Origin of the sequence: Pseudomonas sp. WJP1 (genome assembly GCF_028471945.1) — a bacterium.
Lineage (GTDB): Bacteria > Pseudomonadota > Gammaproteobacteria > Pseudomonadales > Pseudomonadaceae > Aquipseudomonas.
This window is the reverse complement of sequence record NZ_CP110128.1, coordinates 4868013-4893341: the sequence shown is the minus strand read 5'-3', so window position 1 is coordinate 4893341 and position 25329 is coordinate 4868013. Positions and strand designations below refer to the sequence as shown.

At 63.5% G+C, this 25329-nt stretch carries 23 protein-coding genes; 22 read left to right on the top strand and 1 reads right to left on the bottom strand.

Annotated elements, in window-relative coordinates:
* Positions 1 to 9 precede the first annotated feature (9 nt).
* Positions 10 to 1344: a spinster family MFS transporter gene (locus OH720_RS21965; protein WP_272602901.1), complete on the bottom strand. Its 1335-nt coding sequence runs from the start codon at positions 1342 to 1344 to the stop codon at positions 10 to 12.
* A 226-nt stretch (positions 1345 to 1570) separates the two neighbouring features.
* On the opposite strand from OH720_RS21965, the gene OH720_RS21960 reads away from it, so the two are divergent.
* The 22 genes from OH720_RS21960 (at position 1571) to OH720_RS21855 (ending at position 25285) form a co-directional block, all read left to right on the top strand.
* Positions 1571 to 2305: an SDR family NAD(P)-dependent oxidoreductase gene (locus tag OH720_RS21960; RefSeq protein WP_272602900.1), complete on the top strand. Its 735-nt coding sequence runs from the start codon at positions 1571 to 1573 to the stop codon at positions 2303 to 2305.
* A gap of 14 nt (positions 2306 to 2319) precedes the next feature.
* On the top strand, positions 2320 to 3093 hold the full coding sequence (locus tag OH720_RS21955; RefSeq protein ID WP_272602899.1) for an SDR family NAD(P)-dependent oxidoreductase: 774 nt from the start codon (positions 2320 to 2322) through the stop codon (positions 3091 to 3093).
* A gap of 5 nt (positions 3094 to 3098) precedes the next feature.
* Positions 3099 to 3728, top strand: coding sequence for a nuclear transport factor 2 family protein (locus OH720_RS21950; RefSeq protein WP_272602898.1), 630 nt, complete (start codon positions 3099 to 3101; stop codon positions 3726 to 3728).
* Positions 3729 to 3737: 9 nt separating this feature from the next.
* The gene (locus tag OH720_RS21945; RefSeq protein ID WP_272602897.1) at positions 3738 to 4814 is read left to right on the top strand and encodes an alkene reductase; all 1077 of its coding nucleotides are present in this window, start codon (positions 3738 to 3740) and stop codon (positions 4812 to 4814) included.
* 38 nt (positions 4815 to 4852) lie between these two features.
* The gene (locus tag OH720_RS21940) at positions 4853 to 6715 is read left to right on the top strand and encodes a long-chain-acyl-CoA synthetase (RefSeq protein ID WP_272602896.1); all 1863 of its coding nucleotides are present in this window, start codon (positions 4853 to 4855) and stop codon (positions 6713 to 6715) included.
* Positions 6708 to 7796, top strand: coding sequence for an MBL fold metallo-hydrolase (locus tag OH720_RS21935; protein WP_272602895.1), 1089 nt, complete (start codon positions 6708 to 6710; stop codon positions 7794 to 7796). The genes OH720_RS21940 and OH720_RS21935 overlap by 8 nt, the downstream gene beginning before the upstream one ends.
* 69 nt (positions 7797 to 7865) lie before the next feature.
* Positions 7866 to 9542 carry a DUF1302 domain-containing protein gene (locus tag OH720_RS21930; protein ID WP_272602894.1) on the top strand — a complete coding sequence of 559 codons (1677 nt, stop codon included), beginning with the start codon at positions 7866 to 7868 and terminating at the stop codon, positions 9540 to 9542.
* A gap of 138 nt (positions 9543 to 9680) precedes the next feature.
* Positions 9681 to 10892: a thiolase family protein gene (locus tag OH720_RS21925; protein WP_272602893.1), complete on the top strand. Its 1212-nt coding sequence runs from the start codon at positions 9681 to 9683 to the stop codon at positions 10890 to 10892.
* Positions 10893 to 10897: 5 nt separating this feature from the next.
* Positions 10898 to 11845, top strand: a complete 948-nt coding sequence (locus OH720_RS21920; protein WP_272602892.1) for a bifunctional OB-fold nucleic acid binding domain-containing protein/MaoC family dehydratase — start codon at positions 10898 to 10900, stop codon at positions 11843 to 11845.
* A 681-nt stretch (positions 11846 to 12526) separates the two neighbouring features.
* Positions 12527 to 13432, top strand: coding sequence for a VOC family protein (locus OH720_RS21915; RefSeq protein ID WP_272602891.1), 906 nt, complete (start codon positions 12527 to 12529; stop codon positions 13430 to 13432).
* A complete protein-coding gene (locus OH720_RS21910; protein WP_008056573.1) occupies positions 13429 to 14304 on the top strand; it encodes a CoA transferase subunit A in 876 nt (291 codons plus the stop codon). Before OH720_RS21915 ends, OH720_RS21910 begins: the two co-directional genes overlap by 4 nt.
* An 11-nt stretch (positions 14305 to 14315) precedes the next feature.
* Entirely contained in the window at positions 14316 to 15113 is a 798-nt protein-coding gene (locus OH720_RS21905; protein WP_272602890.1) for a CoA-transferase subunit beta, read from the top strand.
* 16 nt (positions 15114 to 15129) lie between these two features.
* Positions 15130 to 16041 carry an enoyl-CoA hydratase gene (locus tag OH720_RS21900; protein ID WP_008056570.1) on the top strand — a complete coding sequence of 304 codons (912 nt, stop codon included), beginning with the start codon at positions 15130 to 15132 and terminating at the stop codon, positions 16039 to 16041.
* Complete coding sequence (locus OH720_RS21895; RefSeq protein WP_272602889.1) at positions 16038 to 17168, top strand: NAD(P)H-dependent flavin oxidoreductase; 1131 nt, start codon at positions 16038 to 16040, stop codon at positions 17166 to 17168. The genes OH720_RS21900 and OH720_RS21895 overlap by 4 nt, the downstream gene beginning before the upstream one ends.
* An 18-nt stretch (positions 17169 to 17186) precedes the next feature.
* Complete coding sequence (locus OH720_RS21890) at positions 17187 to 17939, top strand: enoyl-CoA hydratase family protein (protein WP_008056567.1); 753 nt, start codon at positions 17187 to 17189, stop codon at positions 17937 to 17939.
* A 9-nt stretch (positions 17940 to 17948) separates the two neighbouring features.
* Positions 17949 to 19109, top strand: a complete 1161-nt coding sequence (locus OH720_RS21885; RefSeq protein ID WP_272602888.1) for an acyl-CoA dehydrogenase family protein — start codon at positions 17949 to 17951, stop codon at positions 19107 to 19109.
* 9 nt (positions 19110 to 19118) lie between these two features.
* Complete coding sequence (locus OH720_RS21880) at positions 19119 to 20177, top strand: acyl-CoA dehydrogenase family protein (RefSeq protein ID WP_272602887.1); 1059 nt, start codon at positions 19119 to 19121, stop codon at positions 20175 to 20177.
* Positions 20178 to 20180: 3 nt separating this feature from the next.
* On the top strand, positions 20181 to 21332 hold the full coding sequence (locus OH720_RS21875) for an acetyl-CoA C-acetyltransferase (RefSeq protein ID WP_272602886.1): 1152 nt from the start codon (positions 20181 to 20183) through the stop codon (positions 21330 to 21332).
* A 34-nt stretch (positions 21333 to 21366) separates the two neighbouring features.
* Positions 21367 to 22245, top strand: coding sequence for an SDR family oxidoreductase (locus OH720_RS21870; protein WP_272602885.1), 879 nt, complete (start codon positions 21367 to 21369; stop codon positions 22243 to 22245).
* Positions 22246 to 22801: 556 nt separating this feature from the next.
* The gene (locus tag OH720_RS21865; protein ID WP_272602884.1) at positions 22802 to 23587 is read left to right on the top strand and encodes an SDR family oxidoreductase; all 786 of its coding nucleotides are present in this window, start codon (positions 22802 to 22804) and stop codon (positions 23585 to 23587) included.
* Positions 23588 to 23597: 10 nt separating this feature from the next.
* Positions 23598 to 24068, top strand: a complete 471-nt coding sequence (locus tag OH720_RS21860) for a MaoC family dehydratase (RefSeq protein ID WP_008056561.1) — start codon at positions 23598 to 23600, stop codon at positions 24066 to 24068.
* A gap of 8 nt (positions 24069 to 24076) precedes the next feature.
* The gene (locus OH720_RS21855) at positions 24077 to 25285 is read left to right on the top strand and encodes an acetyl-CoA C-acyltransferase (protein ID WP_272602883.1); all 1209 of its coding nucleotides are present in this window, start codon (positions 24077 to 24079) and stop codon (positions 25283 to 25285) included.
* Positions 25286 to 25329 lie beyond the last annotated feature (44 nt).

Genomic DNA, 25329 nt, shown 5'->3' with positions numbered 1-25329 from the left:
CTCCATTCATCAGGCGGTTACTGCAGTTTCAGGGGCGGTCATCGGCGGTGCCGACCGCAATATTTGAGCGCGGTAGCGGGGCAGGGCCAGGCCCAGGAAGACGGTCGACAGCATCAGCATCGAGATCGACGAGGCCAGGGCGTAGCGCAGGGCTTCGGTGCCCAGGGTCGGTGCGAACAGGTCACTGAGCACCCCGATCAACAATGGGCCGACGCCAACCCCCAGCAAGGTCATGGCCATGACGAAGATCGACGTGGCCTGGGCCAGGCGGGCAGCGGGGAACAAATGGGTCACGGCGCCCAGGCACGGAGTCGCCCACCAGGTGCCGAAGAAGGCAAAGCCGGCATAGAACACGAACGCGGTGGGCACCGGGGTACTGCCCAGATGAAACAGGATGCCGGTTGGCCAGAGGAAATACGCCAGCCCGAACGGAATGCTGACCAGGGTGGCGAGCAACGGCACGCCAATCTGCCAGCCGGCATCGCGGCGGGCCATGCGGTCGGAAATGATGCCGCAGGCCAGGGTGCCGAACGTGGCGCCAGTGCCGCCAACCACACCCACCAGAAAGCCCGCGTCCTGCAGGTTCAAGCCGTGAGAGCGGATCAGGAAGCTCGGGCTCCAGGTGCCTATCGCATAACCGGCAATGGCGCTGGAGGCGCCGGTCAGCACCAGCCACAGGAACGATGGGGTTTCCATCAGCTTGGCCATGGTTTTGGCCCAGCCTTCCTGGATCACTTCGACCTGGGTCCGCGCCTGGCTTGCAACGGCTGGCGCGCGGACCGTGAGGCACAGCAACAGGCCGAGCACGATGCCTGGCACGCCAACGATCACGAACGCCGAACGCCAGCCGTAGTGCTGGGCGATCCAGCCGCCAAAACCGAGGCCGAAAATGGCGCCGAAGCTTGAACCCAGCATGAGGATGGACAGCGCCGTCGAGCGGTTTTTGGCCGGGTACAGCTGCGAAATCATCGCGACCGAAGGCGCCGTACCACCGGCTTCGCCGATCGCTACGCCGATCCGCGCCAGGACCAGCAGCCAGAAGCTGGTGGCCAGGCCGCAGGCCATGGTCATGAAACTCCAGGCAATACAGCAGGCGGCAATCACGGGCTTGGGCCCGATGCGGTCGGAGAGGCGTCCCAGCGGGAATCCGAACAGGGTGTAGAACACCGCGAAGGTCACGCCCGAGAGCAGGCCGATGCCGGTGTCGGAGATGCCGAACTCGGCCTTGACCGGCTCGATCAGGATCGCCATCAACAGCCGATCGATGTAGTTGAAGATGTAAATCACGGCCAGCACGAACAGTGCGTAGTGGGTATGCCAGGTGACGCGGATGGAAGAGTTCACAACGGGTGCTCCCGGTTTTGTTCTAGTGATCAGGAGTGTCGCCCGAATCAAGGTCAGGCACATCGTCCATTCAGACCACTCGCATGCGGGCCGTCGAGCAACCGCCGCGGCGTAGTCTTATCGGACGATGTTGCGGTTTTGAACAGGGTTAATGATTCATCCCGTGCTCGATCATCAGGCCAGGCAGTGCCGGTGATCGGGGTAGCCAAGGCGCGGGAGAACAACGATGAAGCTAGCGAACAAAGTGGCCCTGATCACGGGTGCCGGCCAAGGTATGGGCCGGGCGATTGCCCAGTGCTTTGCCCAGGCCGGCGCTCGGGTGGTGGCGGCCGACATCAACCTGCAGGCAGCCCGGCAGACCATCGAAGGCCTCGGCGAACAGGCGCTGGCCTTGGCTTGCAACGTCGCCGACAGTGCCTCGGTGGCAGCGGCCATGGAAGTCATCGAGGGCCGTTTTGGCGGTCTCGACATCCTGGTCAATAACGCCGGCGTCGGCTCGGTCGACAGCTTTGTCGACACCCCTGACGAACATTGGCAGCGGGTCATTGGCGTCAATCTCACGGGCACTTTCCTGTGCAGCCGTGAAGGTGTGCGCCTGATGCAAAAGCACGGCAGCCGCGGCGCCGTCATCAATATTTCCAGCACGGCGGCGATGACCGGTGAAGGCCCAAGCCATTACTGCGCAGCCAAGGCCGGGGTAATGGGCCTGACCCGCAGTATGGCACGGGAGTTGGCGGCCAGCGGTATCCGCGTCAACACCCTGGTACCCGGCCCGACCAACACACCGATGATGGCTGGCATACCCGATGACTGGATGCAGAGCATGCTCAAGGCCATCCCCTTGGGGCGTATGGGCGAAACCGATGAGATTGCCCGTGTCGTGGTGTTTCTGGCCAGCGAAGACGCCAGCTTCATCACCGGGCAGAACCTCGCCGTCAACGGCGGCATGGCCTTCATTTGAACCGGGAGCAGGGAATGAGCAGACGACTGCAAGGCAAGATCGCTTTCATTACCGGTGCCGGTTCCGGCATCGGTGCGGCCACCGCCCGGCGCTTCGCCGAGGAGGGCGCCACCGTGGTGCTCTGCGGGCGTAACCAGGCGCCACTGGAAGCGGTGGCGAGTGCCATTCGCGACGCTGGCGGGCAGGCGCACTGGAGCGTCGCCGACGTCAGTGACGAGCAGGCTTTCGTCGGCGCGATCGAAGCGGCGGCGCGCCTTCACGGACGCCTGGATATCCTCGTCAACAACGCCATGGCCTACACCTGGGGCGCCATCGACAGCACCACAACCGCCGATTGGCACGCCAACTTCAGCACCACCGTGGACGGCACCTTCTGGGGCACGCGCACGGCCATGGCGCTGATGAAAGCCCAGGGCGGCGGTGCCATCGTCAACATCGCCTCCATCTGCGGACTGTTCGGTACGCCCTGGATGGCCGGCTATTCGGCGGCCAAGGCGGCGGTGATCAACTTCAGTCGCGCGGCCGCCAGTGAAGGGGCCGCCAACAAGATCCGCTGCAATGTGGTGATCCCCGGCGTCATCGAAACCCCGGCAACGGCCGGCATGCTGTCGGACGAAAAGGCGCGTGGCAACACCGAGAAGTTGATTCCGCTGCGGCGCATCGGCCAGCCGCAGGAAGTGGCCAACGCGATCTTGTTTCTGGCCAGTGACGAGGCGTCCTATATCACCGGCGCGTGCGTGCCGGTGGATGGCGGGCGCAGCTCGGAACTCTACACGGTGCTGGAGTGATGAGCATGGAGCCCAACACCTTGCTGGCCCGTATCGATCGGCTTGAGTCGATTGAAGAAATACGTCAACTGGCGGCCAAGTACTCGCTGTCGCTGGACATGCGCGACCTCGACGCCCACGTCAACCTGTTTGCCGAAGACATCCGCGTGGGTCGCGAGAAGACCGGCCGTGCGCACCTCAAGGCGTGGGTCGATTCCACGTTGCGCGACCAGTTCAGCGGCACGTCCCATCACCTGGGCCAGCACATCATCGAACTGCTCGATGCCGATAACGCCGTGGGCGTGGTGTATTCCAAGAATGAGCATGAGACGGGCCCTGAGTGGGTGACCATGCAAATGCTCTATTGGGATGACTACCAGCGCATCGCTGGCCGTTGGTATTTCCGCCGCCGACTGCCGTGCTACTGGTACGCCAGCGACCTCAACAAGCCGCCCATCGGTGAGCGAAAAATGCGCTGGCCGGGTCGTGAACCCTATGCCGGCACCTTCCATGACCTGTTCCCGTCCTGGGCCGAGTTCTGGGCCAGGCGCCCGGACAAGGACCAACTGCCAGACGTCGCTCCGGCTGCGCCCCTGGAACACTTTCTAGCCACCCTGCGACGCGGTGCTGCGGCACCGAAGATTCGTGTGCGCTGAGGATTTGCGATGAGCATTTTGTTTGAACCCCTGCGCCTGGGCGAGCTGGAGCTGAGCAACCGTATCGTCATGGCGCCAATGACCCGCAGCCGCGCCAGCGTGCACGCGGTGCCGACGGCAGAAATGATCGATTACTACCGCCAGCGCGCCAGTGCCGGGTTGATCATTGCCGAAGGCACGGCACCTTCGGCCGATGGCCTGGGTTATTGCCGCACGCCGGCCATCTATGACAGCGCGCAGATCGAGGGATGGCGCCAGGTGACCCGCGCGGTGAACGACGCCGGTGGGCGGATGGTGTTGCAGTTGATGCATGTGGGTCGTGTCGCCTGCTGGCAAAACAAACCGATCGGGGCGCGCACCGTCGCGCCTTCGGCCATCCGCGCGCGCACGCAGTTGTTCAGTGACGGGGTGTTCAGTGACGGCGCCGGTCTGGTCGATACCGATGAGCCCGAGGCACTGAGCCTGGAAGCGATCGCTGTGGTGATCGAGCAATACCGGCGCGCCGCCCTGAATGCCCGCGAAGCGGGCTTCGAGGGGGTCGAGCTGCACTGCACCAGCGGCTACCTGCCCATGCAATTCATGGCGTCGAGCAGCAACCGGCGCAGCGATGGTTATGGCGGCACGGTCGAGAACCGTGTGCGCTTTGCGGCCGAGGTGCTGGCGGCCATGGCCAGCGCCATCGGACCTGGACGCGTGGGACTGCGGATGTGCCCGGGCAACCCGTACAACGACATCAGCGACGCTGACCCGGCCGGCACCGCGCAAGCCCTGTGTCGCCAGATCGAACCGCTTGGCCTGGCCTACCTGCACATCATGCGTTCGCCGCTGGCGCAGCTGGATGCCTTTGACCTGGCCCGTCGGCATAGCACCAGCGCGCTGATTCTCAACGACGGATTCGACGGGCCCTCAGCCACCGCTGCACTTGAAGGCGGGCAGGGCGCCGCCGTGTCGTTCGCTCGGCATTTTATCGGCAACCCGGACCTGGTCGAGCGCCTGCGCGCCGGCCTGCCACTGGCCGGTTTCGACCGCAAGACCCTTTATACCCAAGGCGCGCAAGGCTATTCGGACTATCCGGATCGAGCCTGAGGCGAGTGCTTGAACAACAGGATTTATCGGAGGTAGGGATGAACAATTTCAACAACGCAAGCCTGCTGTCCAGTGCCGACCGCGGCGTCGTGCCGCGCGAGCAGACCCAGGCCATCCTCGATCGCCGGGCGCAAGCCAGTGCGCGCATCAAACCGGCGGATCGCTATACCCTGGCCGATCGCCTCGAGGAGCAAGCCCGACGCCACGGCGAGCGGCCCTTCATCATCTATGGCGAGCAGCGTCTGAGTTTTGCCAGGATCAATGCCGAGGCCGACCGCCTGGCCCATGTCTTTCATGACCGCGGCCTGCGCCCCGGGGATGTCTGCGCGCTGGCCATGGAGAACCGCCCGGAATTTTTCTGCAGCTGGTTCGGCCTGGTCAAACTGGGTGTGGTAGTGGGCTTCGTCAACACCCAGGTCAGCGGACGGCCGTTGGTGCATGCCCTGGAGGCCATTGCCGCCAAGGCGGTGATCGTCGGCGAAGAGGTGCTGGGCAATTTCCTCGCGACCGAAGGCTTGCCGCCGTTGCCCTTGTGGCTGGTAGAGGATGCCGAGCAGCCGTGGACGGGCGCCATGCCCGCGCACGTCGATACCCGCCTGGGTGAAGCGCTGGCCAAGGCGCCAGATACGCCATTCCCACGGGACCTGCGCGCCGACCTCAGCGCCGAGACCCCAAGCTTGTTGATTTTTACCTCAGGCACGACGGGCCTGCCCAAAGCTGCGCGTTACAGCCATATGCGCTGGATGTCGACGGGCGACATCATGGAAGTCACCCTGCAGACCACGCCCCAGGACGTGTTCTATTGCTGCCTGCCGCTGTACCACGGTGCGGCCGCCACGTCGGTGACCTCTACCGCGCTGAAAACCGGCGCGGCGATTGTGGTGCGGCGCAAATTCAGTGTCCGGGAGTTCTGGAGCGACGTACGCAAGCACCACATCAGCGTGTTCCAGTACATAGGTGAAATCTGTCGCTACCTGCTCAACCAACCCGCGGTCGCTGGCGAGCGTGAGCACGGGCTGCGCTGCATGCTCGGTGCCGGGTTATCCCGTGAGACCTGGCAGAACTGGGTACAGCGCTTCGGCGCGATCCAGGTGTTCGAGGGGTGGGGTTCCACCGAATCCAACACCAACGTGGTCAACGTCGACAATTACCTGGGCGCCTGCGGTCGTGTGCCGTTCTGGGACAAGAGCAACCTGCGCCTGGTGCGCTATGACGTTGAAACCGATAGCTATCCACGGGACGAACACGGCTTTTACCAGCTGTGCGAAGAGGGCGAGGTGGGCGAAGCCCTGGGCTTGATCATCAGCCATCCGGAAATCGGCGGCGGGCGCTTCGAGGGCTACACCTCGGCCGAGGCCACCAACAGCAAGATTCGTCGCAATGTGTTCAGCCAAGGGGACGCCTACTGGAGCTCGGGTGACCTGTTGCGTTTTGATGAGGACGGCTACCTCTACTTTATCGATCGCATCGGCGACACCTTCCGCTGGAAGAGCGAGAACGTCTCCACCCTGGAGGTGGCGGCTGCGCTGGGGGACTTTGCCGGGCTTGAACTGATCAATATCTATGGTGTGCAGGTGCCAGGGCAAGAGGGGCGGGCCGGTATGGCGGCGGTCTTGATGCAGCCAGGACAAACCTTCGATCCCGAAGCGTTTTATGCGCTGACGCAGGCGCGTTTGCCGCGCTATGCCGCGCCGGTGTTCGTGCGCGTTTCAGCGGCTGCCGATCTGACCAGCACCTTCAAGTTGCGCAAGGTGGACTTGCAGCGCCAGGGCTATGCACCGACGGCATTCAGCGACCCACTGTTCATTCGCGACGAAAGCTGCGGCAGCTATGTGCCGTACAGCACGCAGGCGCTTGAGCGGGTTGGCTTGGCCGCCTTTGCGGGTGACAGCCATGAGTAACCTTGATGCCCAAGGGCATGAGTGGCGCTCGGGCCTGCGCTTTCCCTGGCCGCAGCCGCCCGCCAATGGCGCGGTGCAGCAGGTCGCCGAGGGGCTGCTGTGGCTGCGCATGCCGCTGCCGTTCGGACTCGACCATATCAACCTGTACCTGCTGCGACATGGCCAGGGCTGGGTGGCGGTCGATACCGGGCTCAACAATGCGCAGACCCGCGAAGTCTGGGAAGGGCTGTTCGACACGGCGTTGGGTGGTTTGCCCCTGGTCGCGGTGATTTGCACCCACTTTCACTCCGATCATGTCGGTGTGCTCGGCTGGTTGAGCGATCGCTTCCGCTGCCCGGTGTTCATGAGCGCCAGTGAATACCAGGCCATGCATCAGTTGGGCACGCAGAGCGATGTCAGCAGCAGTTGGGCATTTCGCGAGCATTACCAGCGTGCCGGTTTCAGCACCGAGCAGACCGAGGCGTTGTTTCCGCTGCTCGGTTCGGCGCACTTTCGCCCGCAGGTGCCAACCAGCTTCAGGCGTTTGAGCGAAGGCAGTCAGCTGACCATCGGCGGGCGTCGCTGGCAGGTGCGGATTGGCCGCGGCCATTCGCCGGAACATGCCTGCCTGTACTGCGCCGAGGACGGCCTGCTGATCTCGGGCGATCAAGTTCTGCCGCGCATCACTTCCAGTGTCTGCGTCCAGGTGACCGAGCCCGATGCCGATCCGTTGCGTGACTGGCTGGACTCGGTCGAATGCCTGCGCAGCGTGCCCGATAGCGTGCTGGTGCTGCCGGCGCATGAGCGCCCGTTTTTCAACCTGCATCAGCGCCTTGACCAACTGCGTGACCATCACCAGGAGCATTTGCAGCGAGTGCTGGATGCCTGCACGGCGCCGCGCAGTGCCGTGCAACTGATGGCGGTGCTGTTTCCGACGGTCAAGGGGCGCTTCGATGAATTGATGGCCATCGGCGAAACCCTGGCCCATGTCAATTACCTCATCGCCCAAGGGCACTTGGTGCGTGAAGAAACAGCCGGCGTGTTCCGTTACGGACGCACGCCAGAAGGTGTCACCGCTCAGTCTGTGCTAGGGCAGCTCTGAGCGGGCATGGGAAATAGTGGTGTTCTTGCACTTTGCGCGGCCATCAGGTCGTTAATCGGGAGAGGCAGTGTGAATAATAAAAACAACAAAAATGGTGCAGGCCCAGCTGTATCGGGCTTCGAGTTATCGGGTCTGGTGGCGGCGATCGCACTGGTGTCCACACCCGCATGGTCAGGTGAAACCATCGAGTTCGACAACGGGGCGACGATTGACTGGACCGTGACGACCAGTTACGGGCTAGGGGTTCGCTTGTCCGACCCGGACAAGAACCTGTTGACGCTCAACGCCGATGACGGCGACCGCAACTTCGACAAGGGCAGCCTGGTCACCAACCGCGTGGGTGCATTGGCCGAGATGATCCTGCGCAAGGACAACTACGGCGCCGTACTGCGTGCCAGTACGTTCTACGATGATGTCTACCATCGCTCCAACGACAACGACTCACCGTCCACGGTCAACAAGACCGGGGATCACAATGAGTTCACCAGTGACACCAAATACTACAGCGGTGGACGCAGCAAGTTCCTCGACGCCTACGTGTTCAGCGGCTGGCGCTTCGATAATGATTCGATGCTCGACGTCAAGGCCGGACGCCATATCGAGTCGTGGGGTGAAAGTCTGTTTTACCCCGGTGTCAGTGGCGTGCAGAACCCGTCCGACGCGGTCAAGGCGGCGCAGCCCGGGGTCGAGGTCAAGGAAGTGCTGTTGCCGGTCGGGCAATTTTCGGCTTCCTATCGGTTGAACCCGCAGCTGACCTTTGGTGCGTATGTGCAATACGAATGGATGGGGACTGAACTGCCGCCGGTAGGCAGCTACCTGTCTACCAGTGATGTGGTCGGGCCAGGGCGTGAGTTTATCCGCAACGCCAACGGCACGCGGATCAACTACAAAGGCACCGATGAACCCCGTGACAGTGGGCAGTGGGGGGTTCAGGTACGCTTTCGCCCGGTACCGGCCCTGGAACTGTCATTGTTCCATGTCAATTATCATGACAAGAACCCCGCCACCGCGCTGGTGGGGTATCAGCCCATTCCCGTCGCCCCGGGCGCGTTCGCCGGTGTGCCGAACGGCTATCGGATCACCTACTTTGAAGACATCAAGCTGACCGGGATCAGTGCCTCGACCAAGATCGGCGAAACCCAGATCGGTGGCGAGTGGTCCTATCGCGATGGTGCCCCGGTGATGGTCAACACAGGCCTGGGCCCGACGCCAACCCGAGGCAAGGGCCAGCAGATGCAATTGTCGGCCATCCGCATCCTCGGCGACCGGCCTTGGGCGAGCCAGACGGCGCTGACGGCCGAGATCGTGCATGTGCGCGTCGACAGCGTGGATGATGCCTCGGCGGCACCGAACCTGCAGGCGCTGGGCAACAGTCTGATTCCGGCCATGCGCCCGCTGGTGCAGCCGTCCGATGACTACACCTACAAGACCGCGACGGGCTGGCGCAGCAAAACCGCCAGCGCCTACACCGTGGGGGCATCCTTCAGCTACCCGGGCGTGTTCGAAGGCTGGGACCTGGAAGTGCCGGTCAATTTCTCCAACGTGTTCAGCGGCGCCACGCCGATGGCCGGGACTATTTCCGGGCTGCAAGGCGACCGTCGGCTGAGCGTGGGCACCACCTTCAAGTACCTGGGCAACCTGGAAGTCGCCCTGCGGGTCACCAGCTACCTGGGTGATGCGGACCCGGTCAAGCGTTTGCTGGCCGACCGTGACTATGGCACGTTCTCGGTGAAATACAGCTTCTGATCACCGTGCAGGCGCCCACGCCGGGAAGATCCTGGCGCTGGGCGGTGTTCTGGTCCAAATGGACGATCACTTGCCGCACGCGTTGTGGCATGGTCGCAAGACAAAAACACAAGTGCACAGCCTTCGAGCGGAGGATACATGGGTCTGAAAGGTCATGCGGCGATTGTAGGCACCGCACAATACAAACCGGAAAAATACGCCACTGCGCCGAGGATGTTCCACCTCGAACAGGTGGCCGACCTGGCGGCGCAAGCGCTGCGGGACGCAGGATTGCGTGCCGAGGACCTCGACGGTCTGGTGATCAACGGCCCGCATTTTCATGAAGCTTCGGTGTTCGTGCCGGCCATGGCCGCCGAGTACCTGGGCTTGACCCTGAATTTTGCCGAAGTGGTCGACCTGGGAGGTTGCACCTCGGTGGGCATGGTCTGGCGAGCGGCCGCGGCGATCGAGCTGGGCTTATGCCAGGCCGTGCTGTGTGTACTGCCAGCGCGCCTGGCTCCAATGGGCCCCGACGAAGATCCTGGCGCGATCGCCCGTGCCATGCGCTACGGCGGCCACAGTACGGCCTTTGGTGCACCGGAGGCGGAATTCGATTTGCCTTACGGACACATGGGCCAGAATACCGGCTACGCCATGATTGCCCAGCGCTATGCCGCGCAGTACGGATACGATCCGGTGGCCATGGCCAAGATCGCGGTTGACCAGCGCACCAACGCCTTGGCCAACCCCCAGGCGATGTTCCATGGCCAGCCGTTGAGCATCGAGCAGGTGCTGGCGAGCAAGCGGGTGGCCGACCCCCTGCACATCCTCGAAATAGTCATGCCCGTGGCCGGCGGTGCGGCAATGATCATTGCCTCCAAAGAAGTCGCGGCCCGTGCGCGTAAACGCCCGGCATTCATCACAGGCTTCGGTGAGCACCTGGCATTCAAGTCGCCCTCGTATGCGCAAGACATGCTCAACACGCCGATTGGTCCGGCCTCGCGTCGCGCCTTCGATATGGCCGGGCTCAAACCGGCGGATGTCGATGCGGCGCAAATCTACGACTGCTACACCATCACCGCGTTGTTGACCCTGGAAGATGCCGGCTTCTGTGCCAAGGGTGAGGGCATGCGCTTTGTACGCGAGCATGACCTGACCTGGCGCGGCGACTTCCCGATGAACACCCACGGTGGCCAGCTCAGTTTCGGCCAGGCCGGTGCCGCCGGGGGAATGTCACAGGTGATCGAGGCCGTCACTCAGATCAGCGGTGAAGCGGGCGAACGCCAGCTCGGGCGTTGCGACGCCGTCTACGTCTCCGGGACCGGTGGCGTGATGAGCGAGCAGGCCGCGTTGATTCTTCAGGGAGCATGACCAGCATGTCGAACAATAAACCAATGCCGGTACCGACCGATATTTCTGCACCGTACTGGGAAGGCCTGAAAGCGCAACGGCTGTTGATCCAGCAGTGCAACGCCTGCGAACACTGGGTGTTTTACCCGCGTCGGCACTGCCCGCGTTGCCTGGCCCACGACCTGACCTGGCGTGACGTGAGCGGTGGCGCCAGCCTGTACAGTTTTACCGTGGCGCGCATCCCCACGTTGCCGGACTTCGCCGATGAAATGCCGCAGAAACTGGCGGTCATCGAGCTGGATGAAGGCGTGCGGATCAATACCACGCTGGTGGGGCTTGAAGAGGACCAGATTCGCATCGGCATGCGTTTGAAACCGGTGTTTGCCGAGGTCGACGCAAAGGGCACGCGGTTACTGCGCTTTACCGGCATGGAGCAGGACAGCGCCGCGCTGCAGCACTGGGCCGGGGCGCCTCAAACGCAACCTGTGGAACATCTTGAGGTTGCACCTGCGCGCCTGATTGCCATGGACGATGAGGTGGCGCTGCAGAGCCTGGTCAGTGAAACCTTCAGCGACTGGAGCAACGAAATTGTCGTCGATCAGGCCTTGATCGATGCCTTCGCGTTGTTGTCGGGTGATGACTACTGGATTCATACCGATCCTGAGCGTGCGCGCAAGGACAGCCCGTTTGGCGGCACCATCGCCCACGGTGCGCTGGTGCAGGTGCTGCAATCGCGGCTCAAACTGCAACTGGGCTATGAGATCACCGGCTTTGGCACCATGGTCAACTACGGCTCGGACCGCCTGCGCTTCCCGGCACCGGTGCCAGCCGGTGCGCGGATACATGCGCGGGCCAGGGTCAAGCAGGTGGCGCGGGTCAAGCGCGGGACCCAGCTCACACTGGAAGTGAACACCCATGTGGTTGGCAGTGATCGCCCTTCGGTGATCAACGACCTGGTGATTTTGTACATGTGACCACCCAACCTGTAGGAGCTGTCTCGTGGAACGAGGCAGCGATCTTTTGATCTTGTCTCGTGTACATATCCGTTTCTGCGGTAATGGCTTCAATAGGTTCCGCCCTTACGGCGGGTTACTTGGAAAAGCGCCAAGTAACCAAGCGCTCTTTGCCCCACCACTCGGCACCTCGCTAAGGCTCGGTGTGCCCTCTCTCCGGCATTGCTCCGCGGACCGCCGCGATGGGCCATCCCTGGCCCAGCGCGGGTAAACCGGCATCCTTGCCGGTTTACCCGCTACGCAATGCCTGCGTTCGGCCAGCGTGGTTAACGGGGCGTCTGCGATCAAAAGCCTCGTGGTGGCGGCCTCTGGGCCGACCAAGGCATCAAGCCGGCGCGCTACGCTAGTGTGTTCGTGCACATTCGCTGAACCTGCTGCAATTTCCTGTGGGGGCGAGCCGGCTCCGGGCGGCGTTCCGACGATGGTCGTGAACGTTAACGACTGCTGGCTGGATAAACCCGGCACCTTCGGGCTCATCGCGAGCAAGCCCGCTCCCACGAGGAATTGGATATTCCGGTGTCGGGGTCAGCACCTTTTTCTTTCCCCAGCAGATCAGATGCTTAGTCTCAACGGACGATGATGCAGTTGCCCCCCCTCAGCACAATGAAGACCAACAAAGGTCCAGTCATTGAGGAGCAGGGCATGATGGATATCCGGGGGTTGAGCTACTTCGTCGCTCAAATCAAAAACCTCAGTCAGTGGCAACGCTATGCCGAAGACGTGCTGGGCATGATGGTCGTGCCTGCACCCGGTGGCGGACTGTACGTGAAGATGGACGAGCGACCCTTTCGCATGCTCATCGTCGAGGGTGCCGAAGCGGGTTACCTGGCGTCTGGCTGGGAACTGGCCAGCGAAAAGGCTTTCAACGCGGCGCTACAGGCCCTTAAGCAGAACGGCGTGCGCTGGCAGGCGGGCACTGCCGCCGAGGTCGAGCAGCGTGGCGTACAGGCGCTGGTCAGTGTCCTTGATCCGTCCGGCAACCGTCACGAGCTGAGCTGGGGGCATCGCTCCGATTGCCTGCCATTTGTCTCGCCCCAGGGTGTGCCGGGTTTCATCACCGGTGACATGGGCCTGGGGCACACGGTGCTGCCGGCCCCGGACTTCGATGCCACCCTGGCATTCGCCAAGGATGTGCTGGGGTTCGAACTGTCGGACATCTTCAACTTTCGCCCCGACCCGCTGGCGCCGCCGATCCGGATTCATTTTCTGCATTGCCGCAACAGTCGCCACCACTCGTTGGCGCTCGCGGAATTCGCAGTCCATTCGGGCTGTGTGCACGTGATGGTGGAAGTGGGCTCGATGACCGAAGTGGGGCGTGCCCACGACCGGCGCCTGGCCCATCAGGTGCCGTTGTCGGCGACCCTCGGCCAGCACCTCAACGATCTGATGACCTCGTTTTACATGAAGACCCCATCCGGCTTCGACCTGGAGTACGGCTACGGCGGCCTGCAAGTGAACTGGGCCGAACACTCGGCCTTCGAATTTACCCGCGTAAGCCTGTGGGGGCATGACTTTTCAGTCGGCCAACAACAAGGAGATGAGCAATGAACAAGCAAATGACGGCGGCTGACGCGGTGGCGCAACTGCGTGATGGCATGACCATCGGCTTCGGTGGTTGGGGCCCGCGGCGCAAGCCGATGGCGGTGGTTCGCGAGATCCTGCGATCCGATGTCAAGGACCTGACCGTGGTGGCCTACGGTGGACCGGAAGTGGGCATGCTCTGCGCAGCGGGCAAGGTGAAAAAGCTGGTGTTCGGCTTTGCCACTCTCGACGCCATCCCGCTGGAACCCTACTACCGCAAGGCCCGGGAAGCCGGTGGCCTGGAATTGATGGAAGTCGACGAGGGCATGTTCCAGTGGGGACTGCGTGCGGCGGCCATGCGCCTGCCGTTTTTGCCGACCCGCTGCGGCCTGGCCACCGATGTCACGCGCCTCAACCCTGAGCTCAAGACCATTCAATCGCCCTATGCAGACGGCGAGGTTCTGTTGGCCATGCCGGCGCTGAATCTGGATGTCGCCTTTGTTCACGTCAACGTCGCCGACCGATTGGGCAACACGCTGGTCACAGGCCCCGACCCGTACTTCGATCACCTGTTCGCCCGCGCTGCCGGGCAGTGCTTCGTGTCTTGCGAACAGCTGCATGAACGCCTCGAGTTGAGCACCGAACAGGCACGTTGCAACACCTTCGAACGCTACCTGGTCAGCGGCGTGATCCATGCCCCCTTTGGCGCCCACCCGACCGCCTGCCAGCCCGAGTACGGCTGGGACCTGAGCCACCTCAAGCGTTATGCCGCCAGTGCTGGCGAGGAGGGCGGCTGGCAAGCCTACGTCGAGGAGTACGTGGCGGCGGGCGAAGTGGCTTATCTGGATAAAAACGGCGGTGCCGAACGCATGGGCTCCCTGGCCCTGCCGGTGTTCTGAGGAAGATGAAAATGTCGACTACCTGTGAATTTACCCTCGCCGAACTGATGATCGTCGCGGCCAGCGAAGCCTGGCGCGACAACGGCGAATTGATCGCTTCAGGCCTTGGCGTGATCCCGCGCCTGGGCGCGAGCCTGGCCAAGCTCAGCCACAGTCCGCAATTGCTGATGACCGACAGCGAGGCCTACCTGGTCGAGGACCCCATCCCCCTGGGCCCGCGTGGTGATTTTGTACCGCGTTACTCGGGCTCGATGAACTTCGAGCGGGTGTTCGAGTGCGTCTGGGGTGGTCGTCGCCACGCCATGATCGGCCCGACCCAGATCGACCGCTGGGGCCAGAGCAACCTGTCCTGCGTGGGTGATTACCACAAGCCCAAGGCCGCCATGCTCGGTGTCCGTGGCCTGCCGGGCAACAGCATCAACCATATCAACTCGTTCTTCGTCCCCAACCACAACACCCGGGTGTTCGTCAGCGGTGAAGTGGACATGGTCTCCGGCGTCGGCTTCAAGGCCGAGCGCTGGCCGCAAGGGGTACGCCGCGACCTGATGGACATTCGCCTGATCGTCACCGACCTGTGCGTGATGGATTTCGACGGCCCGGACCGTGCCGTGCAGGTGCGCAGCCTGCACCCGGGCGTGAGCTTCGAACAGGTGCAGGAATGCACCGGCTTCCCGTTGCTCAAGTCGTCGGCGCTCAAGGAAACCGTGCACCCGACTCCCGAGCAGTTGGCACTGATCCGTCGACTCGATCCCCACGATTACCGCAGCACGGCGATCAAGGGCAACCCGGCCGGCATTCGCGCGGCTTAACGCGAGGGACACGAGCATGAACAGCCCTGACAGTGAATTCGTCCAGCGTGAAGACCATTCGGTCTACGAAACGCAGGAGCCGGTGTTGTACGCCGTGGCGGAGGGTATCGCCACGCTGACCATGAACCGGCCAGGCTTCAACAATGCGCAGAACTCGCAGATGACCTATGCGCTGGATGCGGCGTTGCGCCAGGCGGTCAACGATGATGCGGTCAAGGTCATTGTGCTGCGTGGGGCCGGCAAGCACTTTTCCGCCGGCCATGACATCGGCACGCCGGGACGGGATATCAACAAACCGTTCGAGCGCGCGCACCTCTGGTGGGACCACACCAACAAGCCTGGCGGCGAGCAGCTCTATGCCCGCGAGCAAGAGGTGTACCTGGGCATGTGCCGGCGCTGGCGCGAATTGCCCAAGCCGACCATTGCCATGGTCCAGGGCGCCTGTGTCGCCGGGGGGCTGATGCTGGCCTGGGTCTGTGACCTGATCGTGGCCAGCGACGATGCTTTTTTCCAGGACCCAGTGGTGCGCATGGGCATTCCGGGAGTGGAGTATTTTGCCCATCCCTATGAGCTCAACCCGCGTATCGCCAAGGAGTTTCTGTTCACCGGTGATCGCATGAGCGCCGAGCGCGCTTACCAGATGGGCATGGTCAATCGGGTATTGCCTCGGGAGGCGCTGGAGCAGGCTACCTACGCGCTGGCGGCCAACATTGCCCGTCAACCGCGCATGGGCCTGGCCCTGACCAAGCAGGCGATCAATCATGTTGAAGACCTGCAGGGCAAGCGCACGGCCATGGACGCCGCCTTTGCCTGGCACCATTTCGCCCATGCGCACAACGAGTTGCTGTCGGGTGACAAACTCGGCGGATTCGACGCCAAGGCCATGGCCCAGGCGAACAAAGCTGCCGCCAGCGGAGAGCAGGCATGAGCCGCTGGATGAGCACGCCGCTGACCGAAGCCCTGGGGTGCCGCTATCCGATTGTGCAGACGGCCATGGGCTGGGTCGCTGACGCCAACCTGGTGATCGCCACGACCCGGGCCGGCGGTTTCGGTTTTCTCGCCGGTGCGACCATTGCAGGCGAAGCCCTGGAGAGCGAAATCCAGAAGGTGATTACCGCCACCGGTGGCAGCAACTTTGGCCTGAACTTCCACATGTTCCAGGAGAACGCCGGGCAGTGCGTCGACCTCGCGATTCGCTACCGCTTGCGCGCAGTGAGTTATGGCCGAGGCCCGGACAAACAGACCATTGCCCGGTTCAAGGCGGCCGGGGTGCTGTGCATCCCGACGGTGGGGGCGCTCAAGCATGCCCTCAAGGCCGTGGAACTGGGCGCGGACATGATCACCATCCAGGGCGGTGAGGGCGGCGGGCACACCGGTGGTGTGCCGAGTTCGATCCTCCTGCCTCAAGTACTGGATGCGGTGTCGGTGCCGGTGATTGCCGCCGGGGGTTACTCCACCGGACGGGGCCTGGCCGCAGCGCTGGCCGCCGGAGCCTGTGGCATTGCCATGGGCACAAGATTCCTCATGACCCGTGACTCGCCGACACCTGCAGCCACCCTGGTGCATTACCTCAAGGTCAGCGACCCGCAGCGGGTACGGGTGAGCACTGCAGTCGACGGCATGCGCCACCGCATGATCGACAACCCGTTCATCAACCGCCTGGAGCAGGCCGGGTCACTCGGGCGTCTGCGCATCGCCTTGCGCAGCGCCTGGAAATGGAAACAGCAAACCGGCATGAGCCTTGGGCATCTGTTCGCGGTGCTGCGCCAGGCCCTCAAGGAAGACCCCGGTGCGGTGTCGCAAACGGTCATGGCCGCCAACCAGCCGGTGTTGCTGCAGCGCTCGATGATCGACGGCGTGCCGGACGAGGGGATTCTGCCCAGCGGCCAGGTCGCCGCCGCCATCAGTGAGCTGAAGACCTGCCAGCAGGTGATCGAGGAAATTGCCGGGCAAGCCGAACGCTGCCTGGATGCCCTGATGGCCCGACAACACGAACAAACGCCTGCGCGGGCGCAGGAAAACTGCAGCCCATCTTCAATCGAGCAGGCCCGCTGAGCACTGGAGAAGACAACCATGAGTCAAGCATTTACTACACAGATCGACGCGGGCATTGCCGAATTGGTGCTTGCCAAACCGCCAGTCAACGCCCTGGACAGCCAGGAATGGATGGAGCTGGCCGAGGAGGTCCAGGCGCTGGGTGCCAATCCTCAAGTCCGGGTGATCGTCATTCGCGCTGAGGGCCGCGGCTTTTGCGCCGGTGTCGACATCAAGGAACTGGACGCCCACCCCGATCGGATCATCGCGGTCAACGCCGGCAACTACGCGGCGTTCAAGGCAGTGCACCGCACCCCGGTACCGGTGATCGTCGCCGTGCATGGCTTTGTTCTGGGTGGTGGCATCGGCATTACCGGCGCCGCCGACATTGTCGTGGCCTCCGAGTGCGCCACCTTCGCCTTGCCTGAAGTGGACCGCGGGGCCATGGGTGGCGGTGCGCACCTGCAGCGATTGTTCCCGGTGCAGAAGGTCCGTTACCTGTTCTTCACCGGCGACAAGATCGGCGCCGCCGAGGCTGCGCAGTACGGTTTTATCGAGCGCGTGGTGCCCAGGGAACAGCTGCGTGAAACAGCGCTGGAAATCGCGGCCAAGATCGCCGCCAAGAGCCCGGCAATGATCCGGATTGCCAAAGAAGCCCTCAACGGTATCGAAGACGGCAACCTGGAAGACAAGTACCGCTGGGAGCAGGGCTTCACCCTGCAGGCCTACACCAGTCCGGATTCTGCCGAAACCCGCCGCGCCTTCGTCGAAAAACGCGACGCGAAGTTCTGAGAGGCTGCCATGGAACTAGCTTATACCCCGAAACAAAAGGCCTTTCGCCAGGAAGTCCGCGAGTGGCTGGCGGCCAATCAGCCAACGGCACCCTTGGCCAACTACGACACCCGCGAAGGCTTCGAGCAACACCGTGCCTGGGAAGCGAAGCTGTTCGAGCAACGCCTGTCGATGGTCATGTGGCCCAAGGAGTACGGGGGCCGGGATTGTGACCTGATCGAGTGGCTGATTTTCGAAGAGGAATACTACGGCGCCGATGCGCCGATGCGCATCAACCAGAACGGCCAGCTGCTGCTCGGACCGACCCTGATGGAGTTCGGCACCGAGGCGCAGAAACAGCGCTTCTTGCCGCGCATGGCCTCAAGTGTCGACATGTGGGCCCAGGGCTGGTCGGAACCGAATGCCGGCTCCGATATGGCCGCGATCACCAGCAAGGCCATCCGCGATGGCGACCACTATGTGCTCAACGGACAGAAAACCTGGTCCAGCCGCGCCTTGTTTGCCGATTGGCTGTTTGGCCTGTTTCGCAGTGACCCGGCCTCGACCCGGCACAATGGCCTGTCGTTCGTAATGGTGCCGCTCGATGCCCCGGGGGTGACCATTCGCCCGATCCGGGCCCTGAACGGCAAGAACACCTTCGCTGAAGTGTTCTTCGACGATGTGCGGGTGCCGGTGGATAACTGCATTGGTGCCGAAGGCCAGGGCTGGCATGTGGCAATGGCCACCGCAGGTTTTGAGCGTGGCTTGCTGTTGCGCTCGCCGGCGCGCTTCCAGGCCACGGCGCGCAAGCTGGTGCAGCTGTACCACGCCCACCGCGAGAGTGCCGATCGCGACCCAAGCATTCGTGACGCGGTGGTCGATGCCTGGCTGGGCGCCGAAGGGTATGCGCTGTCGTCCTATCACACCGTCGGGCGCTTGAGTCAGGGGGCACAGATAGGTGCCGAGTCGAGCATCAACAAGATTATCTGGTCGGAACTCGACCTGAAGATGCATGACACCGCCATGCGCATCCTCGCCTCCCGCGGCGAGTTGTTGAACAGCGCACCGCAGTCGCCGGGTGGTGGCTGGCTCGACGGTTTCCTGTTCGCCCAGGCCGGGCCGATCTACGCCGGCACCAACGAAATCCAGCGCAACATCATCGCCGAGCGGATGCTCGGCCTGCCGAAATAGGAGCCGGCCATGGACTTTACCTTTACCGATGACCAGCTCACCTTTCGTGAAGCCATCAGCCGTTTCCTGATGACCGAGGCGGCCCCCGAGATGCTGCGCGAAATCTGGGAAACCGACGCCGGGCGCTCGGCAGAGTTGCGCGGCAAGATTGCCGAGCAGGGCCTGACGGCCTTGTCGGTGCCCGAGCAGTTCGGCGGCCTGGGCATGGACGATGTGGCCTGGTCGTTGATGACCCAGGAACTGGGTTACTACGCCATCCCCGACTCGCTGGCCGATACCGCTTATGTGATTACCGGCCTGCTCAATGGCCTGCCGGCGGACAACCCGCTCAAGGCCAGCCTGCTGCCACGCATCGCCGATGGCAGCGTGCGCATGGCGATCGGGCACCCGATCAACCCGCTGGTGCCCGATGCGGACATGGCCGAGTGGCTGATCCTGGCCCATGGCGATGAAATGCATGCGGTCCCACGCTCGCAGGTTGATGTGCAGGCCAACGCCAGTATCGATGCGTCCCGCCGCCTGGGCCAGGTGAGCTGGCAGCCCGGCCCCGAGACCCTGCTGGTCGGTGGCGAACAGGGCCGTGCCTTGTGGGCCCAGACCCTGAATCGTGGCGCCTTGTCGGTGGCCGGCCAACTGCTGGGGCTGGCCCAGCGGATCCTCGACCTGTCGGTGGACTACGTGGCCCAGCGCAAGCAATTCGGCAAGCCGATCGGCAGCTTCCAGGCGGTCAAGCACCACCTGGCCGATATCGCCAGCAAGATCGAGTTCGCCAAGCCGGTGCTCTATCGCGCGGCCCACGCCCTGGCCAAGGGTGAGCGGGGCGCCGACGTCTACGTCTCGCAAGCCCGGCTGGCCTGCTGCGACGCCAGTTGGCTGGCGGCGCGCCATGGCATCCAGGTCCATGGTGCCATGGGTTACACCTGGGAAGTCGACCTGCAAATGTTCATGAAACGTGCCTGGGCGCTGGACCCGTCCTGGGGCGACCGCGCCACCCACAAATCCCGCGTCGCCGCCTATGTGCTCAGCGACGAAGCCCGGCTTGGGCCGGGCACCACCTTCGAGGACTGAGCCATGCCCCAAGCGTATATAGTCGATGCCCTGCGCAGCCCCACGGGCAAGCGCAAGGGTAGCCTGGCCCATGTGCATGCCATCGACCTGGGTGCCCATGTGTTGAAGGCGCTGGTCGAACGCAACGCGATTCCCGCCGAAGACTACGACGACGTGATCTTCGGTTGTGTCGATGCCATCGGTTCGCAAGCGGGCGACATTGCCCGCACCAGCTGGCTGGCCGCGGGCCTGCCGCTGAATGTTCCGGGCACCACCGTTGACCGTCAGTGCGGTTCGTCCCAGCAGGCGCTGCACTTTGCCGCTCAGGCGGTGATGAGTGGCATGCAGGACGTGGTGGCGGTGGGCGGCGTGCAGACCATGACCCAGATCCCGATCTCGTCGGCGATGCTCGCGGGTCAGCCCCTGGGGTTCAGCGACCCGTTTTCCGGCAGCAAGGGCTGGCAGGCACGTTTTGGCAACCAGCCGGTCAATCAGTTCTACGCCGCCCAACGCATCGCCGATCACTGGCAGATCAGCCGCGCTGACATGGAAGGGTACGCCCTGGAAAGCCATCGACGCGCCCTCGCGGCCGCCGACGCCGGCTATTTCGCCAGCGAGATCGTGGCCTGTGAAGGCCTGGCGTTTGATGAAACCCCGCGGGTCAGCAGCCTGGAAAAGATGGCCAGCCTGGAACCGGTGAGCCCGCAGTTTCCGTCGATCACCGCGGCAGTGTCGAGCCAGACCTGCGATGCCTCGGCAGCGCTGCTGGTGGTCTCGGAAGCGGCACTCAAACGCTACGGGCTGACACCCAGGGCGCGTATCCATCACTTGTCGGTACTGGGTGATGATCCGATCTGGCACCTCACCGCACCGATTGCGGCCACCCGTGCGGCGCTGAAGAAAGCCGGCATGGGCATGGCGGACATCGACCTGGTGGAGATCAACGAGGCCTTTGCCTCGGTGGTCATGGCCTGGGCCAAGGAACTCGATTACGACCCGGGCCGTACCAACGTCAATGGCGGCGCCATCGCCCTCGGCCATCCGCTGGGTGCGACCGGTGCGCGATTGATGACCACGCTGCTGCACTCGCTTGAACGCACGGGCGGGCGCTACGGCCTGCAAACCATGTGCGAAGGCGGTGGCCAGGCCAACGTCAGCATTATCGAACGGCTCTGAAGCCGCCCCACACTCAGGAACAGGAAAACACTCCATGGGAATCTGTGCAGGTCGTACCGTGATCATCACCGGTGCCGGAGGCGGGCTCGGCCGCGCCTATGCGCTGGCCTTCGCTGCCGAAGGCGCCAACGTCGTGGTCAATGATATTCGGCGCGAGGCGGCCGAAGCCGTGGTCGACGAGATTTGCTCGAACGGTGGCCAGGCGATCGCCAGCGATGGCGATATCACCACCCTGAGCAGCGCCCAGGGCATCGTCGATGCCGCGCTCGCGGCCTTCGGCGAAGTCCATGTGCTGGTCAACAATGCCGGGGTCCTGCGTGACCGGATGTTCATCAGCCTCTCGGAAGAGGACTGGGACATGGTGATGCGCGTGCACCTGAAGGGGCATTACTGCCTGGCCAATATTCTCGGGCGGCGCTGGCGTGACCTGGCCAAGGTCGGTACACCGGTGGCCGCGCGCATTATCAATACCAGTTCCGGGGCCGGCCTGCAGGGCTCGATCGGGCAATCGAACTACTCGGCGGCCAAGGGTGGCATTGCATCCCTGACCCTGGTGCAAGCGGCGGAACTTCGGCGCTATGGCGTTACAGCCAACGCCTTGGCCCCGGCGGCGCGCACGGCGATGACCGAAAGCGCCATGCCGGATATGGTCAAGAAACCCGAAGACGACAGCTTCGATGCCTGGGCGGCGGAAAACGTCGCTCCCCTGGTGGTGTGGCTGGGCAGCGAAGCGTCCGGGCATGTCAGCGGCCAGTTGTTCGAGAGCCAGGGTGGGCGAATCTCCCTCGGCGACGGTTGGCGCACGGGCGTTACCCGCGACAAGGGCGCGCGCTGGCAGGTAGCGGAAGTGGGCGCGGCAGTTGATGCGATCCTTGACGAAGCACCCAAGGCCCAGAAGGTCTGGGGCACATGAGTCCTTCCTCCGTGTAGGGCGAGCCCGCTCGCGATGAACGTCAACCATAGAATCTCCCACAGGGGATCAGGTACAGCCGTAAAAGTCAGGTCGGCTGTCAGGCCGCCTCGCTTTGGCTTTAGATTTCGGCGCCCCGTTAAACCACGATGGCCGAACGCAGGCATTGTGCAGTGGGTAAACCGGCAGGACGCCGGTTTAGCCGCGCTGGGCCAGGGATGGCCCATCGCGGCGACCCACGGAGCAATGCCGGAGTGAGGGCATGCCGAGCCATAGCGAGGCACCGAGTGGTGGGGCAAGAGCCTTTTGGTTACTTTTGGGCTCTTTTCAAAAGTGACCCGCCGTAAGGGCGGAACCCTTAGTAGCCGTTACCGCAGCAATGGATATGTACTCGGTAAAGCAGTTGAGCGTTTTCCCCTCAACCATAGAATCTCCCACATTTGAAATGCATTCCCTTATAGACCCCCGCTGATACCTACCCCGTCCGTTTTGACGATGTGCCCGCTCCCGGCGGCCTTTATACCTGTAGACATCGTGTTTTCTGTCAGAGGTATAGATCGTGAAACAAGCCCCTCCCTATGTTCCTGGCCACCAGTTGCTGGCTGGCAAATCCGTTCTCATCACTGCCGCCGCTGGCGCAGGCATCGGCTACGCCGCGGCCAAGCGCTGTGCCGAGGAAGGCTGCCGCGCCCTGATGATTTCCGATGTGCATCCCCGGCGCCTGGAGCAGGCGGTCGAGCAGCTCAAGGCCGACACCGGCTTGCAGGCGGTGTACGGCCAACTGTGCAACGTCACCGTCGAGGCCGAGGTGCAGGCGCTGGTCGCCGCCGCCGAGCAGGCCCTTGGTGGCGTCGATGTGCTGATCAACAACGCTGGCCTCGGTGGTTCGAAGCGGGTGACCGAGATGAGCGATGAGGAATGGCTGCGGGTCATCGATGTGACGCTCACCGGCACCTTCCGCATGACCCGCGCGATGTTGCCGTACATGGAACGTCGCGGTTCGGGCGCCATCGTCAACAACGCCTCGGTGCTCGGCTGGCGTGCGCAGAAGGAACAGGCGCACTACGCCGCCGCCAAGGCCGGGGTCATGGCCCTGACCCGTTGCAGCGCGCTGGAAGCGGCCGAAAGCGGCGTGCGCATCAACGCGGTGTCGCCTTCGATCGCCTTGCATGAATTTCTCAAGAAGGCCTCCAGCGAAGAAATGCTGGCGAAGCTGGCCGACCGTGAAGCCTTCGGCCGTGCCGCCGAAGTCTGGGAGGTCGCCAACGTGATGATTTTCCTGGCCAGCGACTACGCCTCCTACATGGTCGGCGAAGTGCTGTCGGTCAGTTCGCAACAGGCTTGAGGACATCCCCATGAGCACCCGATTCAGCAGTGCCGAGCAAATGCTCAAGGCCCAGGGCCTGGACCTGGGCGTCACCGACTGGCTGCAGCTGACCCAGGAGCGGGTCAACCTGTTCGCCGATGCGACCGGCGACCAACAGTGGATACACGTCGATCCCGAGCGCGCCGCCAACGGGCCGTTCGGGGCATGCATCGCCCATGGCTACCTGACCCTGGCGCTGGCCAACCTGTTCATGCCGCAGCTCATGAGCATCGACAACATGGCCATGGGGGTCAACTACGGCACCGACCGCGTGCGCTTTCCCGCCGCGGTGAAAGTCGGCGCGCGGGTGCGCGGCCGAGGCCAGGTGACCAGCGCCGAGATGATCGGCAGCGCCGTACAGCTGGTGGTGCGCATCAGCGTTGAAATCGAGGGCGCCGAGCGCCCCGGCTGCGTGGTCGACACCATCAGTCGCTACACCTTCAATCCCATTACCGAGTGAGCCTTTGCATGGACAAGAATGACGTTGTAATCGTTGCCACCGCGCGTACTGCGCTGGCCAAATCCTTCCGCGGCTCGTTCAACGACACCGAAGCCCCGGTGCTCGGCGGCCATGTGGTGCGGGCCGTGGTGGAACGTGCCGGTATCGATCCGGGTTCGGTGGACGATGTGATCATGGGCGCAGCCGTGCAGCAGGGCACCCAGGGCTACAACATCGGCAGGCTCTGCGCCTACACCGGCGGGCTGCCGGACAGCGTGCCGGGCATGGCCCTGGATCGCATGTGCGCCTCCGGCCTGATGAGTATCGGCATGGCGGCGAAGAACATACTGGCCGGTGAAATGAGCATTGCCATCGCCGGCGGCGTCGAGTCGCTGTCGCTGACCCAGAACAAACACAAGAACACCTACCGCAATCAGTCGGAGGCGGTGCTGGCCCGTATGCCCAGCGCCTACATCCCGATGATCGAAACCGCCGAGATTGTCTCGCAGCGCTACGGTATCAGCCGCGCCGTCCAGGACGACTATGCGCTGCAAAGCCAGCAACGCACGGCGGCTGCCCAGCGTGATGGTTTGTTCGATGGCGAAATCGTGCCGTTGCAAGCGCGCAAGCAACTCTTTGACAAGGAAGGTCAGCCCGATGGCCATGAATCGGTGCTGGCCGATCGCGATGAATGCAACCGGCCATCGACCCGGCGCGAAGACCTGGCAGGCCTGAAACCGGTCTGGAAGCACGGTCAATGGGTCGTGCAGGGTGAGTTCATTACCGCCGGCAACGCCTCGCAGTTTTCCGATGGCGCCTCGGCCAGCTTGCTGATGAGCCGCGGGCAAGCGGCGGCGCTGGGCCTGCAGCCGCTGGGCATCTATCGCGGCATCGCCGTGGCTGGCTGCGCGCCGGAGGAGATGGGTATCGGGCCGGTGGTCGCGGTGCCCAAGCTGCTCAAGCGCTTTGGCCTGAGCGTGGCCGATATCGGTCTGTGGGAAATCAATGAAGCCTTTGCCTGCCAGGTGCTGCATTGCCGCGACGCCCTGGGCATTCCCCCGGAGCGCCTGAACGTCAATGGCGGGGCCATCTCCATCGGTCACCCGTTCGGCATGTCCGGTGCGCGCATGGTCGGTCACGCCCTGCTTGAAGGGCGTCGCCGCGGCGCGCGCTATGTGGTCGTGGCCATGTGCATTGGCGGCGGCATGGGCGCGGCGGGCCTGTTCGAACTTCCTTGATCACGGATTGGGTCGTTCGGCACCGGGGTAGGCCATTTGGACGA